Annotated in this window: 17 protein-coding genes and 1 tRNA gene; 1 reads left to right on the top strand and 17 read right to left on the bottom strand. The window is 38.9% G+C overall.

Going from position 1 to position 17471, the window contains the following annotated elements:
* Nucleotides 1-148 precede the first annotated feature (148 nt).
* The 12 genes from eno to ACFFIX_RS25350 all read right to left on the bottom strand — a co-directional run bounded on the left by eno (nt 149) and on the right by ACFFIX_RS25350 (nt 11861).
* Nucleotides 149-1441 (bottom strand): phosphopyruvate hydratase, encoded by a 1293-nt coding sequence (gene eno, locus ACFFIX_RS25295; RefSeq protein WP_378939064.1) that lies wholly within the window; start codon nt 1439-1441, stop codon nt 149-151.
* A gap of 65 nt (nt 1442-1506) precedes the next feature.
* Complete coding sequence (gene gpmI, locus ACFFIX_RS25300) at nt 1507-3042, bottom strand: 2,3-bisphosphoglycerate-independent phosphoglycerate mutase (RefSeq protein WP_378939066.1); 1536 nt, start codon at nt 3040-3042, stop codon at nt 1507-1509.
* Nucleotides 3035-3796 carry a triose-phosphate isomerase gene (gene tpiA / locus ACFFIX_RS25305; protein WP_378939068.1) on the bottom strand — a complete coding sequence of 254 codons (762 nt, stop codon included), beginning with the start codon at nt 3794-3796 and terminating at the stop codon, nt 3035-3037. Before tpiA ends, gpmI begins: the two co-directional genes overlap by 8 nt.
* Before the next feature lie 20 nt (nt 3797-3816).
* The gene (locus ACFFIX_RS25310) at nt 3817-5001 is read right to left on the bottom strand and encodes a phosphoglycerate kinase (RefSeq protein WP_378939070.1); all 1185 of its coding nucleotides are present in this window, start codon (nt 4999-5001) and stop codon (nt 3817-3819) included.
* A gap of 138 nt (nt 5002-5139) precedes the next feature.
* On the bottom strand, nt 5140-6147 hold the full coding sequence (gene gap / locus ACFFIX_RS25315; protein WP_378939072.1) for a type I glyceraldehyde-3-phosphate dehydrogenase: 1008 nt from the start codon (nt 6145-6147) through the stop codon (nt 5140-5142).
* Between the two features lie 290 nt (nt 6148-6437).
* Entirely contained in the window at nt 6438-7457 is a 1020-nt protein-coding gene (locus tag ACFFIX_RS25320) for a sugar-binding transcriptional regulator (protein ID WP_378939074.1), read from the bottom strand.
* A gap of 124 nt (nt 7458-7581) precedes the next feature.
* On the bottom strand, nt 7582-7842 hold the full coding sequence (locus tag ACFFIX_RS25325; RefSeq protein ID WP_378939076.1) for a glutaredoxin family protein: 261 nt from the start codon (nt 7840-7842) through the stop codon (nt 7582-7584).
* A 15-nt stretch (nt 7843-7857) separates the two neighbouring features.
* Nucleotides 7858-9177 carry an RNA polymerase factor sigma-54 gene (rpoN, locus tag ACFFIX_RS25330; protein WP_378939078.1) on the bottom strand — a complete coding sequence of 440 codons (1320 nt, stop codon included), beginning with the start codon at nt 9175-9177 and terminating at the stop codon, nt 7858-7860.
* A gap of 710 nt (nt 9178-9887) precedes the next feature.
* The gene (locus ACFFIX_RS25335) at nt 9888-10103 is read right to left on the bottom strand and encodes a hypothetical protein (RefSeq protein ID WP_378939080.1); all 216 of its coding nucleotides are present in this window, start codon (nt 10101-10103) and stop codon (nt 9888-9890) included.
* 682 nt (nt 10104-10785) lie between these two features.
* Nucleotides 10786-10950 (bottom strand): hypothetical protein, encoded by a 165-nt coding sequence (locus tag ACFFIX_RS25340; RefSeq protein ID WP_378939082.1) that lies wholly within the window; start codon nt 10948-10950, stop codon nt 10786-10788.
* Nucleotides 10935-11567 (bottom strand): tyrosine-type recombinase/integrase, encoded by a 633-nt coding sequence (locus ACFFIX_RS25345; RefSeq protein ID WP_378939084.1) that lies wholly within the window; start codon nt 11565-11567, stop codon nt 10935-10937. The genes ACFFIX_RS25340 and ACFFIX_RS25345 overlap by 16 nt, the downstream gene beginning before the upstream one ends.
* Before the next feature lie 219 nt (nt 11568-11786).
* Nucleotides 11787-11861, bottom strand: a tRNA-Arg gene (locus ACFFIX_RS25350).
* 554 nt (nt 11862-12415) lie between these two features.
* Between ACFFIX_RS25350 and clpP the strand changes: the two genes are divergently transcribed.
* Nucleotides 12416-13018: an ATP-dependent Clp endopeptidase proteolytic subunit ClpP gene (gene clpP, locus ACFFIX_RS25355; RefSeq protein WP_378939086.1), complete on the top strand. Its 603-nt coding sequence runs from the start codon at nt 12416-12418 to the stop codon at nt 13016-13018.
* A gap of 169 nt (nt 13019-13187) precedes the next feature.
* Here the strand turns inward: clpP and ACFFIX_RS25360 are convergent, their stop codons facing one another.
* Genes ACFFIX_RS25360 through ACFFIX_RS25380 form a run of 5 tightly spaced genes read right to left on the bottom strand, consistent with a single transcriptional unit; the run spans nt 13188 to nt 16855 of the window.
* Nucleotides 13188-13445: an HPr family phosphocarrier protein gene (locus ACFFIX_RS25360; protein ID WP_378939088.1), complete on the bottom strand. Its 258-nt coding sequence runs from the start codon at nt 13443-13445 to the stop codon at nt 13188-13190.
* A 33-nt stretch (nt 13446-13478) separates the two neighbouring features.
* Nucleotides 13479-14429, bottom strand: a complete 951-nt coding sequence (whiA, locus tag ACFFIX_RS25365) for a DNA-binding protein WhiA (protein ID WP_378939128.1) — start codon at nt 14427-14429, stop codon at nt 13479-13481.
* A gap of 42 nt (nt 14430-14471) precedes the next feature.
* Nucleotides 14472-15440 carry a gluconeogenesis morphogenetic factor MgfK gene (mgfK, locus tag ACFFIX_RS25370; RefSeq protein WP_378939090.1) on the bottom strand — a complete coding sequence of 323 codons (969 nt, stop codon included), beginning with the start codon at nt 15438-15440 and terminating at the stop codon, nt 14472-14474.
* A 2-nt stretch (nt 15441-15442) separates the two neighbouring features.
* On the bottom strand, nt 15443-16342 hold the full coding sequence (rapZ, locus tag ACFFIX_RS25375) for an RNase adapter RapZ (protein ID WP_378939092.1): 900 nt from the start codon (nt 16340-16342) through the stop codon (nt 15443-15445).
* 54 nt (nt 16343-16396) lie between these two features.
* The gene (locus tag ACFFIX_RS25380) at nt 16397-16855 is read right to left on the bottom strand and encodes an 8-oxo-dGTP diphosphatase (RefSeq protein ID WP_378939130.1); all 459 of its coding nucleotides are present in this window, start codon (nt 16853-16855) and stop codon (nt 16397-16399) included.
* Nucleotides 16856-17471 lie beyond the last annotated feature (616 nt).

A 17471-nucleotide genomic window follows, 5' to 3' on the forward strand; every position in this document is an offset into this window, starting at 1 on the left:
GCTTCCTTATGAACCTAAAATTGGTTATTAAAATTGGTTGGTGTGTTCGGCATGCACAAAATCCAAGAAATAGTATTTGACATAGTACGCTAAACGATAAAAAAAGTGGTTAACCCCATTGCAAGGTTAACCACAGTTTAAAAACGAGTTATTTTTTTAAATTATAAAAAGATTTAAGTCCATCATACTTCGCAGAATCAACTAACATATCTTCAATGCGAAGAAGTTGGTTGTATTTTGCAACACGGTCTGTACGAGATGGAGCACCCGTTTTGATTTGACCAGCATTTGTTGCTACAGCGATGTCAGCAATCGTGCTGTCTTCAGTTTCTCCTGAACGGTGAGAGATAACTGCTGTGTAGCCAGCGCGTTTTGCCATTTCGATTGCATCAAATGTTTCTGTTAATGTACCGATTTGGTTTACTTTGATAAGAATTGAGTTTGCAATTCCTTTTTCAATTCCTTCAGAAAGCTTTTTCGTGTTTGTTACGAATAAATCGTCACCAACTAATTGAACTTTGTTACCGATACGATCAGTTAGAAGTTTGTGACCTTCCCAGTCATTTTCATCTAAGCCGTCTTCGATTGAGATGATTGGGTATTTAGAAGCCATTTCTTCGTACCAGTCAACCATTTCAGCTGATGTTTTGACAACACCTTCTCCTGAAAGATGGTATTTGCCGTCTTCTCTGTTGTAGAACTCAGAAGATGCAGCATCCATAGCTAGCATAACTTGCTCGCCTGGCTTGTAACCAGCTTTTTCAATCGCAACCATGATTGTTTGAAGGGCTTCTTCGTTCGATCCTAAATTAGGAGCGAATCCACCTTCATCACCAACAGCTGTGTTTAAGCCTTTTTCTTTAAGAACTGATTTTAAGCTGTGGAAAATTTCTGCTCCCATACGTAGTGCTTCACGGAAGTTCTCAGCACCTACAGGCATAACCATGAATTCTTGAATATCAACATTGTTATCAGCGTGTTCCCCACCGTTAACGATGTTCATCATTGGCACAGGTAATGTCTTCGCATTGAATCCACCTAGGTATTGATAAAGTGGAATTTGAAGTAAATCAGCAGCAGCACGTGCAGCAGCGATTGAAACACCAAGGATCGCGTTTGCTCCTAATTTCCCTTTGTTTTCTGTACCATCAAGCTCGATTAATGCTTTGTCAATTGCAACTTGTTCTGTTACTTCAAAACCAAGAAGTTCTGGAGCGATGATTTCGTTTACGTTTTTAACTGCTGTTAAAACACCTTTACCTAAATAACGATCTTTGTCACCGTCACGAAGTTCAACTGCTTCATGTTCTCCTGTTGAAGCACCACTTGGAACTAACGCTCGTCCCATTGCACCTGATTCTGTGTGTACTTCTACTTCAATTGTTGGATTTCCGCGTGAGTCTAAAACTTCGCGTGCATAAACGTCTACAATGTATGGCATTTAATTTCTCTCCTTTTAAGATAAGTTTTATTTCTAAATTTCTTAAGATTCAACTGAAAGACACCTTATTTTTGTATAAGAGTTCTTCCTGTCATTTCGTTTGGTAATTTGATTTGTAATAAGTCTAACACTGTTGGAGCTAGATCACCTAAAATTCCATCCTGACGGAGTGTTACGGCTTCTTTTGTTACGATAACTGGTACTGGATTCGTTGTGTGTGCCGTCATTGGCCCACCTTCTAACGTGACAACTTCATCCGCATTCCCATGGTCTGCCGTAATAATAGCAGTTCCACCTTTTGCGATAATCGCATCAACGACTTTACCAAGACATTCGTCCACGGTTTCAATTGCTTTAATCGTTGGCTCAAGCATTCCTGAATGACCGACCATATCTGGGTTTGCATAGTTTAAGATAATCACGTCATGGTTATCTGCGTCAATTTCACTTAGTAATGCACCCGTCAATTCGTACGCACTCATTTCTGGCTTCAGGTCATAGGTTGCGACCTTTGGAGAATCAATTAAAATTCTCTCTTCACCTGGGAATGGATCTTCGCGACCACCACTCATAAAGAACGTAACATGTGGATACTTTTCGGTTTCAGCAATTCGAAGCTGTTTTAAACCATGTTGAGACAACACCTCACCAAGGGTATTGTCCAAATTTGATGGCTTAAATGCAACATACCCTGAAACTGTCTCACTAAAGTGCGTTAAACAGACAAAATGAAGATTTCTCGGATGTTTTACACCACGATCAAACGAACGAAAATCCTCGTTTGTAAACGTATTTGATATTTGAATTGCACGGTCTGGTCTGAAGTTATAGAAAATAACTGCATCATTGTCGTTAATTGTTGCAACTGGTGATCCATCTTCTTTTGAAATAACAGACGGAATCATAAATTCATCAAAAATTCCATTTGTATACGAATCTTCTACACACTGGATTGGATCTTTGTATGCAGGTCCCTCACCATAGACCATAGCACGATACGACTTTTCAACACGATCCCAACGTTTGTCGCGATCCATTGAATAGTATCGCCCAGAAAGTGACGCAATTTTCCCAACACCGTATTCTTTCATTTTTTCTAGTAATTCATTCACATAAATCAGCGCTGTTTTCGGTCCAACGTCACGTCCATCAAGAAATCCATGAATATAGACATTCTTTAAATCATGAGTTTTTGCTAGATGCAATAAGGCAAACAGATGTTGAATGTGACTATGAACACCACCATCTGATAATAGACCGAAAACATGTAAATTTGTTCCATTCTTCTTAACATGGTTGATTGCATCTAGAAATGTTTCGTTCTTAGCAAAATCGCCTTCACGGATCGATACATTCACACGTGTAAGGCTTTGGTAAACCGTTCGACCTGCGCCGATGTTCAGATGCCCTACCTCTGAGTTCCCCATTTGTCCTTTTGGCAATCCGACTGACTCACCACTTGCAATTAATGTTGAGTGTGGATACTGATTCCAATAACGGTCAAAATTCGGCTTGTTAGCCTGTGCAACAGCATTTCCTTTTGTTTCATTGCGAAACGCAAAACCATCAAGGATGATTAGCGCAACAGGTGCTTTACTCATTTTGTCCTGCCTCCAAAAGCTGTAGGAAGGATTGTGCTTCAAGACTTGCGCCACCAACTAATGCGCCATCGATATCAGGCTGTGCCATATATTCCTTGATGTTTGCTGGTTTCACACTACCGCCATACTGAATGCGAACTGCGTCTGCTATCGGTTGTGAAAATTGCTCTGCAACAACGTTACGAATATGTGCACAAACTTCATTCGCGTCTTCTGCAGAAGAAGATTTTCCTGTTCCAATTGCCCAAATTGGTTCATACGCTATCACTACTGTATTCGCCTGTTCTTCCGTTAATCCTGCTAACGCTTTTTTTACTTGTTCGCCAACTAGGTCATTTGTTTTCCCAGCTTCACGCTCTTCTAGCGTCTCACCACAGCAAACAATTGGATTTAAACCATGCTTAAAAGCAGCAAGTGTTTTCTTGTTTACAGAATCGTCCGTTTCAGCAAACAGTTCACGACGCTCGGAGTGTCCTAAAACAACATAGCTAACACCAATGTCCTTTAATGCAACAGGGCTAACTTCTCCTGTAAACGCGCCACTTTCTTCAAAGTGCATGTTTTGCGCACCGATTTTTAATTCAGTGTCTTTCGTAATTTCGACTAAACGCTCTAAAAATAATGAGGGTGCACAAACGACCGCATCAACTTTTTCAGAAGACGGGACAAGGCTTTTTACTTCTTCAACAAAGCTTTTCGCTTCTGACATCACTTTGTGCATTTTCCAGTTACCTGCAATAATAGGTTTTCTCAATTCGTGACACCACCAATCAATTATTTATTGTTAAGTGCTAATACTCCTGGAAGCTCTTTACCTTCCATGAACTCGAGGGAAGCTCCTCCACCTGTAGAGATGTGATCCATTTTGTCAGCCAAGTTGAATTTTTCAACCGCTGCAGCAGAATCTCCTCCACCAATAACTGTGTATGTATTTGTGCTGTTTGCTAATGCTTGCGCAACAGCTTTTGTTCCTTCAGCGAATGCATCTAATTCAAAAACACCCATCGGCCCGTTCCAAATCACAAGCTTTGAGTTTTTAATGACGTCTGCATAGATTTCTGAAGATTTTGGTCCAGCATCAAGGCCTTCCCAGTCGCTCGGAATGCTGTCGATTGAAACGATTTGAGTATTTGCATCATTAGAAAAATCATCTGCTACGACAATATCAACAGGAAGATAGAGGTTTACACCTTTTTCTTTTGCCTGATCAATAAATGATTTAGCTAAATCAATTTTATCTTCTTCAAGTAGAGATTTACCTACATCATAACCAAGAGCTTTGATAAATGTATAAGCAAGGCCCCCACCAATAATCAAGTTGTCTACTTTATCTAATAGGTTTTGAATAACGCCGATTTTATCTTTTACCTTTGCACCACCAATAATTGCTGTAAACGGACGTTCTGGGTTTGAAAGTGCTTTACCTAACACTTCTAATTCCTTTTCCATTAAAAGTCCTGCAACTGCTGGTATGTGTTCAGCTATACCTGTTGTTGAAGCATGGGCACGGTGTGCTGCACCAAATGCATCATTCACATAAACATCTGCAAGTTCTGCAAATGATTTTGCCAACTCTGCATCATTCTTTTCTTCACCAGGGTAGAATCGTACGTTTTCTAACAGGAGAACATCACCGTCTTGCATTTTTTGAATCTCTGCTTTTACAGATTCCCCGTAAGCTTCATCTGTTTTTAAGACATTTTTGCCGACTAGCTCTTGCAAACGTTCAGCTACTGAATTTAATCGTAATTCCTCTACTACTTGACCCTTTGGTCGACCTAAGTGACTTGCTAAAAGAACCTTGGCACCTTGTTCTGTTAGATATTGGATCGTTGGGAGTGCTGCGCGAATACGCGTGTCGTCTGTTACATTTCCGTCTTTCATAGGTACGTTAAAATCAACGCGACAAAAGACAACTTTTCCTTTTACATCAATGTCTTTAACTGACTTTTTATTCATCTTCGGGAAGTCCTCCTCTTTGAAATAGAATTTTGCATACAAAAAGGGAGAGGGATAATCCCTTTCCCTTTTCGGTTACATTATAGCGTTAATTTTTAATAACTCCAAGTCACGAATGAACTAGTGGAGTTTTAATGATTAAAGTCCTTTAGAAGCGATGTACTCAGCAAGGTCTACAACGCGGTTTGAGTAACCACTCTCGTTGTCATACCAAGAGATAACTTTTACCATGTTACCTTCCATAACCATTGTTGATAGTGCATCAATTGTTGAAGAAGCTGGGTTACTATTGTAGTCACCAGATACTAATGGCTCTTCGCTGTATTCTAAAATGCCTTTAAGTTCTCCCTCAGAAGCAGTTTTGAAGGCAGCATTGATTTCATCAACTGTTACTTCTTTATCAAGCTCTGCAACTAAGTCAACTAGAGAAACGTTAGGAGTTGGAACACGCATTGCTCCACCGTTTAATTTGCCTTTTAGTTCAGGAAGTACTAGAGAAACAGCTTTTGCAGCACCAGTTGTTGTTGGGATGATGTTTTCAGCTGCCGCACGAGCACGGCGGTAATCTTTATGTGGTAAATCTAAGATTTGTTGATCGTTTGTGTATGAGTGAACTGTTGTCATCATACCGCGACGAATTCCAAAGCTGTCGTTTAATACTTTAGCAAATGGAGCTAAACAGTTTGTTGTACAAGATGCATTTGAGATGACATCATGGCTCGCTGCATCGTATTTGTCATGGTTAACTCCCATAACGATTGTGATATCTTCGTCAGAAGCTGGAGCAGAGATAATTACTTTTTTAGCGCCCGCTTCAATATGTTTTGCAGCGTCTGCACGTTTAGTGAAGAAACCAGTTGATTCAACAACGATTTCAACTCCAAGTTCACCCCAAGTTAATTTCGCTGGGTCACGCTCAGCAGATACTTGAATTGTTTTTCCGTCAACGATTAAGTTATTACCATCAACGTTAACCTCTGCATTTAATTTCCCGTGGATAGAGTCATATTTCAAAAGATGAGCTAACATGTTTGCATCTGTTAAATCATTAACTGCAACAACATCTACGTTAGGATTGTTTAAAGCTGCACGTAATACATTACGACCAATACGACCAAAACCATTAATACCGATTTTTACTGCCATGATTAATTTCCTCCTTGAGTTGTGATCCACATTAATTACTTTGGATCTTAGTTTTTATTTTATATATATAACTTTTACCGAAATTGTGTTTCGGTATCCAGCTCCAGCGCCTAGCCCCGACGCACAGGACGTGCTAGTGCAGTCAATGCGACAGGACGTCGCGTTCTTGACTGCCTCGAGGTCATAAGTCAATTCTAAATTGAAGGCAAAGAACGCCTTCTATTTAGAATCGCCTTATGCTTGTCGGGGCTAACCAAGGCGCTTGCGCTTTTAATATAATCAGGGATCAGTTAGTCCCTTATTAACTCTTTTGCGGCGCCTTCATCTGTAATTAAGATGGAATCCAACGCTTGTTTCATATAAGCCTCAATTGCACTTGCCTTAGATGCACCACCTGCTACAGCAATGACATTCGGTGTACGGTTCATATCATCTAATTGGATACCAACGGTTTGCACCTTATGTACAACTTCACCTTGTTGATTAAAATAATACCCAAATGCCTCGGCAACTGCGTTACCCTCTTCAATCTTCTTGTATTCTTCTAGAGGAGTTTTACGGCGCTCCGCCATTGTTTTAGCGTCTCCGATCCCATGAATAACCATACTTGAAGATTTCATCATTTCAAGGAGCTCTTTAATTGATGGCTCTTCAATGATTGAGTGATACGCTTCCTGGCTGAGCTGATCTGGAATATGAAGCAAACGATAGTTTCCCATCGCACGCTCAGCCATCTTTGCACAGATTGTGTTTGCTTGATTTTCAACGTGTTCTCCCAAACCACCTCGAGCCGGAACAAACAAAAGCTCGCGGTTTTTAGAATCTGGCGTCATCATTTCAGCAACAGCTGCAAGTGTTGTTCCTCCAGTAACAGCGACGATATTTTTACCGGTTAATCGGTCTTTTATGCATGTGACACATGCTCTCCCCATTTCTTTCTTTACCCATGGAGATTGATCGCTGTCACCGGAGACGACGATGACCTTGTTTAGATTAAATCTCTCTTTTAATGTAGTTTCCAAAAGAGACAATCCTAAAACATCCTTCATCATTTCTTCAAGTGCTTTTAACAGAGATGATCCATCTTTAGTTAATGTCATGCCAGAAGTATGAATATCAATTAAATTTTGATCTTTTAAAAATTGAACTTCATTTCGTAAGATGCGTTCAGAAATTCCGAGGCTCGTTGATAAGCTTCTTCTGCCAATCGGCTGCATGAGACGTATGTATTGCAGAATCTCATATCGCTTTTGCATAACTAGCAAAAGATCGGGTAATAATTTTTTTTGAACCTCAATCAGTGAACTCATACCATACTTCCCTCTCATGAATCGTGGTATTGGACTCAAAACGTCCCTCTATGACTTATTATGTCCCACTCAAGCAAAAAAAAATCACCCCTGCTATATATTTATTTTAACAGGGGTAAAAAACTTAATCAAGAATTGTTTCTTGACTTTTTATAAGTAACCGCTTTCTTAGGTTATATTTTTCGACAATTCCAAATTCGATGATCTCATCTTCAATTGTAATGACCGGAATCATAACCTGGTAAAGTTCTAATAAATTGTCATCTTGATAAATATCAACCACTTCGATTGAAAAGGAAAATTCCTTTTGTAGTTCATGTAGGATTGCTAACCCCTTATCACAAAGTGAACACTTATCTTTTGAATACATTTTAACTTCAACCATTTTTGAACAGCCTTTCTAATATCGTTTCCTTAATGCAGAAGACGGAATAGTGAGTTGATCTCGATATTTTGCTACAGTTCGTCTTGAAACATTTATACCATAATCGGTTTTTAAGACATTTGCAATTTTTTGATCTGAAAGTGGGTGAGCTTTATTTTCCTTTTGGACAAGGGTTTCAATGGTTGTTTTTACAGTTGATGAGGATAAGTCATCTGCATTTCCCTGTTGATCGAGCCTTGTTGAAAAAAATGATTTCATTTCAACTAATCCGTGTGGGGTTTGAACATATTTATCCTTGACTGTTCTACTCACTGTCGATTCATGTATCTCCAATTCGTCTGCAATATCTTTTAATGTTAGCGGTTTCAAAAATCCTTCTCCGTTGTAAAAGTAATCCTCTTGACGTATCGTAATTTCCTTCATGACTCTTAGCATCGTATCTTTTCGTTGTTCTAACGACTTCTCAAGCCAACGACCTTGTTGCAATTTACTAGAAATGTAGGATTTCAGTTCTTTATCATTCGGGACATTAACCAGGGGCTCATATTGTTTATTTACATTGATTCGTGGTGAAATCTCATCATTAAAGTAGATACCTAAGCTATTATTCACTTCTCTCACAATTAAATCTGGCACAATGTAGCTCGCTTCTTCTTCTTGATATTGAAGACCTGGCCTTGGTTCTAACTGTTTAACAATGTCATGTATTTCCTGAATTTCAATTAATGTGAGTTTGGTTTTCTTTGATAGGTCTTTCCAAGACTTTTCTGCAAATATTCGAAAGTGATTTGCTATGATCGCTTCAGCGGTTAAATGGCGATTTGGACATCTTTGGAGCTGAAGTAATATGCATTCTTGCAAGGACCTGGCACCTACTCCCGCAGGCTCTAAATCTTGTAACATTGAAAGTTGTTCCTCTGCAAATTCAATAGAAAATTGTAGACTTTTCGCTAGTTCTTCCAAGTCATCTTTCAGATAACCATTTGTATCCAAAGCATCAATTAAGAAGTGGAGACATTTCTTTTCTTCTCTTGTTAGAGGGGTGTCAACTAACTGACTTCTTAAATATTCTCTTAAGCTACCATTTCTGCTCGATACATTTTCAATCAAGGACTCTTTACTCTGATGCATCGGTTTACGAGTTGATTTTTTTGTTAATATGTTTGTATGATTCGTCTCTTTAATTTCAATGAGGGGATTTTCCATTGCAAGCTCTTGAATATAGGACGCGAGTTCCACTGTCGAATACTGAAGTAAGGTAATTGCCTGCTTCAACTCTTGAGTCATGCTTAATTTTAACGATTGTTCTTGAATTAAACCCATTTTCATATCCATTTCACTTCCCCCTACGTTACATTTTACACGAAGCCGCTCAATACTTGAATGAAAAGAATTTGGAAGGTTGAATTAGCGATAAACACCGGACCTTTGACATAGTTTAGTTGATACATATGTCATTGAGAAGGTGATCATGAAATATTTTAAGAAATTTAATTTTTCACAAGCTATTGAAATGTATTATTTGTTTACTGTGATTGTTTTTCGACATCATCATATTCAATCTAATCAGTTGTGAGTACAGGTTCACTTAATGAATTCTCTATGAAGATTATTATTTCCTTTGTCTCTCTTTGTTTTGAACATATCTTTATTATAAGGTGAGAAACTGGAATTAACATGCTTTAATCACAATTTAAGTGTAGTTTCCCTTTTAGTGTCTAGGCTAGATTTAATTTTTTTTATAAGCTAGACAAAAAAAACGAGAACAATCCATTAGGATCATTCTCGTTTTCATAGACGCGCTCGAAGGGATTTGAACCCCCGACTGACATGGTACCGGAATTCTATTCGATATTATAACGATCAGCTTACGATAACCTCTCGTGTTACTTACGTTTTCCCATACGGTAAACTGTTATGTAGACGTGAACCCAATACGGACTACTCCGCCTATATTTCGTATTATAGCGTTAACTGGCTCCGATGTACAAGCGTTAATTTGAAATAGAGGAACTTATTATATAGTAGGAAATCGTTTCTAATCGTTACTTTTTCGTTGTTGTTCCGCTATAGTGCCAGCGCCCTGACTTAATCTTATCGCTGTTATCCCGGACATACTCCCGTAATGTATCAGGCATCGATGCAGTATCTGACTCTTCGAAGTTAACATACCATATTCGTGCCATCCCGAAATCCATTACGTGTACCTCTGTACATCCATCCGGTAGTTTCTTCGTTATCATTATTCCGTAGTTAGCCATCGTCATCACCTCTACGTTATATTATACGAATATACGTTCTGTTATGTAAACAAAAAAAGAGCGAGCCGAAGCCCGCCCGTTATTTGTTGCGCAGTTTTCTCCGATTGTTCAACATCAAAACCTTTTAAGTTACATAGCTTCTGTGATTACAATCTGCACTTTGTATGACATCCCCTTCAAAGAGGAAGTTAAAGACCTTGAGTTTTGCTCAAAATAATTGAAGAAGGATCAGTATTTTAAAACTTCTAGTTTAAATACCTAAAATTAGGCTCGTTTTTTAGGTATAAGTCCATTTCAATTCATTCTTTAAACATATAGTGTTATTGTGTAAAACAAAATAACAATGAAAATTTTGAAAATTGATTAAAAGGAGAGATTTCATTGAATTACCAATACCAACCTGAAATGAAACCTAACGATCTACAACAATTTAACTACCTTGATACTTTTAATAGACAACAGCCCTATGAACAGCCTTATGGACAGCCTTACTACCCCCCTCGACCTCCTCGCTGTCGATGGGTTCGTGAATGTAGATGGGTTCGCCGTTGTCGCCCAAGAGATGACTTTTACCCCTATGATTATTATAACGACTACTAGGTTTAAGTTAATAAAGGAGCTGGAGAGAGAATCTCCAGCTCCTTTATTCTTTATGATTTTAAATGTTTTATCCTACGCTCTTTCAGCCAACTGCGTTTCTGGAATACATATCGATTCTTTTCCGTAATAAATCGTGCTTCATTATTTCGCCGAACTGATTCGTAAAAACGTGTGACACTTCCGGTCCGAAATAATCTCTCGTCTCGTTGATTAGTTGCGTTAATTCTTCGACTACTTTTCTGGACATCGTACCGTCCTAGTCTTCCGATTCTTGTTCTTCGCCCCAGGAAGTAAAATAACGCTATTATCGAGGTCGAGATCCTTTATCTCTAGCGAATGAAGCTCGTTCGAACGTAGTCCGCATTTTAAAGCCGTCAGAAGGGCGCAGTAGTCTCGATAGCCCGCGAAGCTATCTTTGTCTATCACGGAGAATAAGCGCTTTATTTGGTGGTCCGTTAGCGTGAAAATGCGTTGCTCATCCGTCTTTAACTTCCGAATCCTCTCTACGGGGCTAATCGATATTATTTCTTCTTTGTGCAGACGGTTAAATATGGCTCTAATCGCAGACAACCGGATGTTTACCGTTACTGGCGAACGTTTTCTCGGGTGTAATAAATGATGAATGTACGTATGGAGATCATCGTGATACACATCGGTAATCAACTGCTTATTTACAATTGAAATAAACTCCGCCCAAAACTTCCGATAATCATTTATCGTTCTTGAACGGTAGCCTTCGGATTCGTAGATACGCATCACGATTTCTAATGCTTCGTTGACTGTAATTCCGTGGTTTATTTTATTTCGTGGGTCAATTTCTCGGCTCTTTACTATCGCTCTATTTCGTCGACGCATTCTTTCCATAACGAAAAAACCTTCCGATTCATTATCGAGAGGCTTCGTAATACCGTTATAATATTTTCGAATAGACACGTCTTCCCAACGTATAAACTGACGGAGAACCCAACGGAAATAACTGTTCCGTTTATTCTAGACCGTGCCACTTCGACGTTTATTAGGAGACGCTTTTCCGGATTATTTCGCACTAAAACGCCGATTTAACAGCATTCTCGTTTTCATAGACGCGCTCGAAGGGATTTGAACCCCCGACTGACATGGTACCGGAAACCATCGCTCTATCCACTGAGCTACGAGCGCATATTAGTTGAGGCTTAACAAACCGTCAGTATTGTTAATTATATGCTAATAACAAAACCTTTTCAAGCGGTAATTTCATCAGCATGCTTGTAACTCAATCGTTTGAAATGTACAAATTTGGGGTAACATGAATACATGTCTTTGGATTTCCTACATATATTGGTTTATAGAATAAAATATTTCTTACTGCGTTTTGTTTGACCTTAATTGACCTTAGTTGTATGATGGTAATACATATTAGTTCCACTAAAAAAGCGCAAGCGCCTTGTTCAAAGGAAGAAAGGCTAAGTTCGCGACGTCCTGTCGCAACGCCTTTCTGACCTGCATCCTGCAGGCCTCCGACAAGCATAAGGCGATTCTAAATAGAAGGCGTTCTTTGCCTTCAATTTAGAATTGACTTATGACCTCGAGGCAGTTACAACCGCGACGTCCTGTCGCTGTAACTGCACTAGCACTTCCTGTGCGTCGGGGCAGGCGCTGGAGCTGGATTCAGAAACGCAAGCTTAGTCTAAAGGTGATATTAATATTGAAAGTATAAAAAAGGAGGAAATACAATGCATTTAATACCTACAGTTGTTGAACAAACAAACCGCGGGGAACGTGCCTATGACATCTATTCTCGTCTTTTGAAAGACCGCATTATTATGCTAGGAAGCGGGATTGATGATAGTGTTGCAAACTCAATCGTTGCTCAGCTTTTATTTTTAGAAGCGGAAGATCCAGAGAAAGACATTTCCATTTACATTAATAGCCCAGGTGGTTCAATCACAGCTGGTATGGCAATTTATGATACGATGCAATTTATTAAGCCAAAAATTTCAACAATTTGTATTGGTATGGCCGCTTCCATGGGGGCATTCTTACTTGCAGCTGGTGAAAAGGGCAAGCGTTACGCTCTTCCAAATAGTGAAGTCATGATTCACCAACCACTTGGTGGCGCACAAGGACAAGCAACAGAGATTGAGATTGCTGCAAGACGCATTCTATTCTTACGTGAAAAGTTAAACACGATTCTATCTGAACGTACAGGTCAGTCACTTGAAGTAATTGGCCGCGATACTGAGCGTGATAACTTTATGACAGCAGATCGCGCGTTAGAGTATGGTTTAATTGACAAAGTTTTAGAACGTAGCACACTAATTAATGATAAAAAATAATAATTAGAAAAAACTTACCTCTTTTGAAATGAGGTGAGTTTTTTTGTTTTAAGAATAAGTTTTTTTCATTGCGTTTCGGCATCCAACTCCAACGCCTTCAGCACAATTCTAGAAATTCGGACTCCATTAAAATAGCACACCGCTTAAGGATAGGTGGTGTGCTTATTTATTATGCCTCTCGCTGGACGTATTTAGCTAGTGTTTCAACAGCTTCCTGCTCGTCATTTCCTTCTGCAATTAACTGAATGACTGAGCCTGTGCTGATTGCCAGGCTCATGAGACCCATGATGCTTTTTGCGTTTACTTTTTTGCCGTCTTTTTCTAAGAATACGTCTGAAGAAAAACGATTTGCTTCTTGGACGAATAGCGCTGCAGGACGAGCTTGTAATCCGGTTTTTAAATTGACCTCGACTTGTCTCTCAACCATTGTAATCTCCTCTTTTCTAATTTAGAATATAATCTATTTTAAGGTTAGTGGTTGCCCGGTTCTTAGCTGTTCAGCAATCTCATCTAACTTGCGAAGACGATGATTGATTCCAGATTTTGAAATCGTTCCACTACTTACCATTTCCCCAAGTTCCTTTAAAGTAACATCTTGATAATCAACACGTAAGCGCGCAATTTCGCGAAGCTTATCAGGTAATGTATCTAGGCCAATACGCTGATCGATAAATTGAATATTTTCTACCTGTCTCTGTGCAGCACCAATTGTTTTATTTAAGTTAGCGGTTTCACAATTAACGAGACGATTTACAGAGTTTCTCATATCTCTGATAATTCGTACATCCTCAAAGCGTAATAAAGCTTGGTGTGCCCCGATTACATTTAAAAACTCTGTAATTTTCTCAGCTTCTTTTAAATATGTGATAAATCCTTTTTTTCGTTCTAAAGTTTTGCTGTTTAGTTGAAACGTATTCATTAACTCACAAAGGGAGTCGTTATGTTCCTTATAAAGCGAGAAGACTTCAAGATGATAGGAAGAAGTTTCTGGATTATTAACAGAACCACCAGCTAAAAATGCCCCCCTAATATAAGAGCGTCTGCAACATTTCTTTTTCACAAGAGATTCAGCAATACTTCGTACAAACGTAAAGTTTTCTTCTAAGATACTTAAATCTTCGAGAATGGCTTTTGCACCTAACACGATTCGAACGATATAGACATTGTTCTTTTTTAGGCGCATTTTCTTTCGGACGAGAAGTTCAACTGATACTTCATATTGTCTTTTTAGAAGTGTATAAATTCTTCTTGCAATTGCTGCATTTTCAGTTTGAATATCTAACGTGATATTTCGATTTGAAAAGGAAAGTGATCCGTTCATGCGGATGAGTGCAGACAGCTCTGCTTTTAAACAGCAAGGCTTAATCTCAAGGTTTGTTAGTTCTTTTTTGGTTTCCGATGCAAATGATATGATCCTGCACCCCCATTCTAGACGTGCACTCGGTTGCACCTACTATTTATTTTTATTTGGTATCATTTCATAAAGAAGTTTTGCCACTTTGTTCGTGTCATGGCGGATTACGTTATTTTCATAGGAAACGATATGGTCAAAGATCACTTCAAGACCCAGTGATCGAAGTGTTTCTATATCAAAATGAACGGGTTTGGCTAACTCTTCTTCATAGATTACTTTAATGTGATCCGGAATTTCTTCATCGTTGACGAGAATAGTATCCATAAAGGAACAGTCCATATGTTCATATAATGCTTTTACATGGTCACTTGCAGAAAAATCAAGGGTTTCACCAGCTTGTGTCATTACATTACAAATGTAAACTTTTTTTGCAGTTGCTTTGCGAACTTCTTCTCCAATTTTCGGAACAAGAAGATTTGGCAAAATACTTGTATATAAACTTCCGGGACCAATGATAATTAAATCGGCTTCACGGATGACGTCAAGTGTATCAGGAAGAGGTTCAATTTGTTCTGGTGTAAGAAAAACACGCTTAATTTTTTTGCCTGAATAAGGAATCTTGGATTCACCCGTAACAATGGTGCCGTCTTCCATTTCTGCATTTAAAATAACACTGCGATTTGCAGCAGGTAGTACGTTTCCTCGAACATTCAATACTTTGCTCATCTCACGAATGGCATTTACAAAGTCACCTGTAATATTCGTCATTGCTGCCAAAATTAGATTACCAAGCGAATGACCAATTAAGTTGTTTCCTTTATTAAAACGATGTTGAAATAGTTCTTCAACTAATGGTTCAACATCAGAGAGTGCTGCTAAAACATTCCGTATATCACCAGGAGGGGGAATCTGTAATTCATCGCGAAGTCTGCCTGAGCTACCGCCATCATCAGCAACCGTAACAATTGCTGTAATATCAACAGGGTAATGCTTTAACCCTCTTAATAAAACCGATAGTCCGGTTCCTCCACCGATGATTACGACTTTAGGCAGCTGTGTGGTCGTCACGATTATTTTTTTCTCTTTTCAATGTCTCGATGTGAAACATGTGTTTGATAGTCATTTTTGAAGTGTGCGGCAATATATTCTGCTAATGTCACGGAGCGATGCTGTCCTCCCGTACAACCAATCGCTATGACAAGCTGACTTTTACCCTCGCGTTTATAATAAGGAAGCATAAATGCCAGTAAGTCTACCAGTTTTTCAATAAACTTCGTGGTTTCATTCCACTTCAAGACATAAGTCGAAACTTCTTCATCAAGACCTGTTTTTGGTCTCATATGGTCAATATAATGTGGATTTGGCAAGAAACGAACATCAAAAACAAGATCTGCATCAATCGGAATTCCATATTTAAATCCAAAAGACATGACATTTACCGTAAATGTATGCTCTACATTTGAAGCAAATTGTTTAAGAATTTTGTCTCTTAATTCCCTAGGCTTTAGATCAGACGTATCAAAAATCAACTGCGCTCTACCTTTAATTTCCTCTAGTAATTCACGCTCAAGGCCTATACCCTCTAGAGGCAAGCCAGTTGTCGCTAATGGATGAGATCTGCGCGTTTCCTTGTATCGTGTAACAAGGGTAGTATCCTTTGCATCTAAAAAGAGAATATGAGGTGTAATCCAAGCCTTCTCAGCAATATCATCTAATGCTTGAAACAAGCTATCAAAAAATTCTCTTCCGCGCAGGTCCATCACAAGTGCCACTTTATTCATCTTTGAGCCTGATTCCTTCATCAATTCAAGGAATTTTGGTAACAATGTGGGCGGCAAGTTGTCCACACAGAAATATCCTAAGTCTTCAAAGCTTTGAATGGCGACAGTTTTTCCTGCACCAGACATCCCCGTAATAATCACCATTTTAATCTCATGTTGAGGGGTTGTTGGATTACTCTCAAAGTTCATTTCATTGCCTCCTCCCTAAAAATCAATTTCATGTATCTACCTACTTTAGTTATTTCATTGTGGATCTAGACGGTACGAGATTAATTGAAAATCAGGTGTATACGTAAATGTTCCATAGATGATCCCTGTTCCCTTTATCACATAGTCCAGTATATGATAATCGCCTGGAGCCATCGGAAGATCACTGATGGTATCAATTTCATGCCAACCAATTGTACCTTCTTCTGAATGATTAACATTTGTTCCATTGAACTCAGATGCGGAAAACGTAAACATCATCCATTCAGAAACAATCTCTTGGTTGTCTTGAATTAAAATGGTAAAAATCCCCTTAATTTTAGGGTTTTTTAAATATATGCCTGTTTCTTCGCGATATTCACGAATAACTGCATCTTTTATCGACTCTCCTTGCTCCATTTTTCCACCTGGAGCTACCCACCAGCCTCTTCTAGGTTTTTGTAGGAGGAGAACCTTATTTTCTTTCACTAAGACGCAGTTTGCTACTCTTTGCAACGTCTTCACCTCGGCTAACAAAGTCTTGATCATCATCTATCTCAAACAAACTAAAGACATTCTCATTTGTACTATTATACTATTTAAATGTGACAGTCACAATGAACAGAAACTCTGTTATCTTTCAGAATGTAAATTGGTCCAATTATGTATACGAACGAAACGCAAAAGTGTTTCATTTTTTTAAAAATAAAAGTAGGACAGAGACTAAATAAGAAAAGCGCAAGGCGCCCGCTTATCGGCGACAAGCATAAGACGAGCCGGCTGGAAGGTTGTTCTTTAACCTTCTGGACGGATTGGCTTAGACCATAGAGCCGATGGCGCCTGGAGCTAGACACAAAAACTAAGTACAAAAAACTTATACTTTCTTATCTTTTAAAAAAAGCGCAAGCGCCTTGTTCAGCCTTAGGCATAGCATAAGACGATTCTAGGGTAGAAGGCGTTCTTTGCCTTCAATTTAGAATTGACTTATGACCTCGAGGCAGTCAAAAACGCGACGTCCTGTCGCATTGACTGCACTAGCACGTCCTGTGCGTCGGGGCTAGGCGCTGGAGCTGGACTTACGAAACGCAGACTTAGTATCAAATTTTATACTTTCTGATACTAAAAAAAAGGA

This window comes from Metabacillus herbersteinensis, from assembly GCF_042433335.1.
Taxonomy (GTDB): Bacteria; Bacillota; Bacilli; order Bacillales; family Bacillaceae; genus Metabacillus; species Metabacillus herbersteinensis.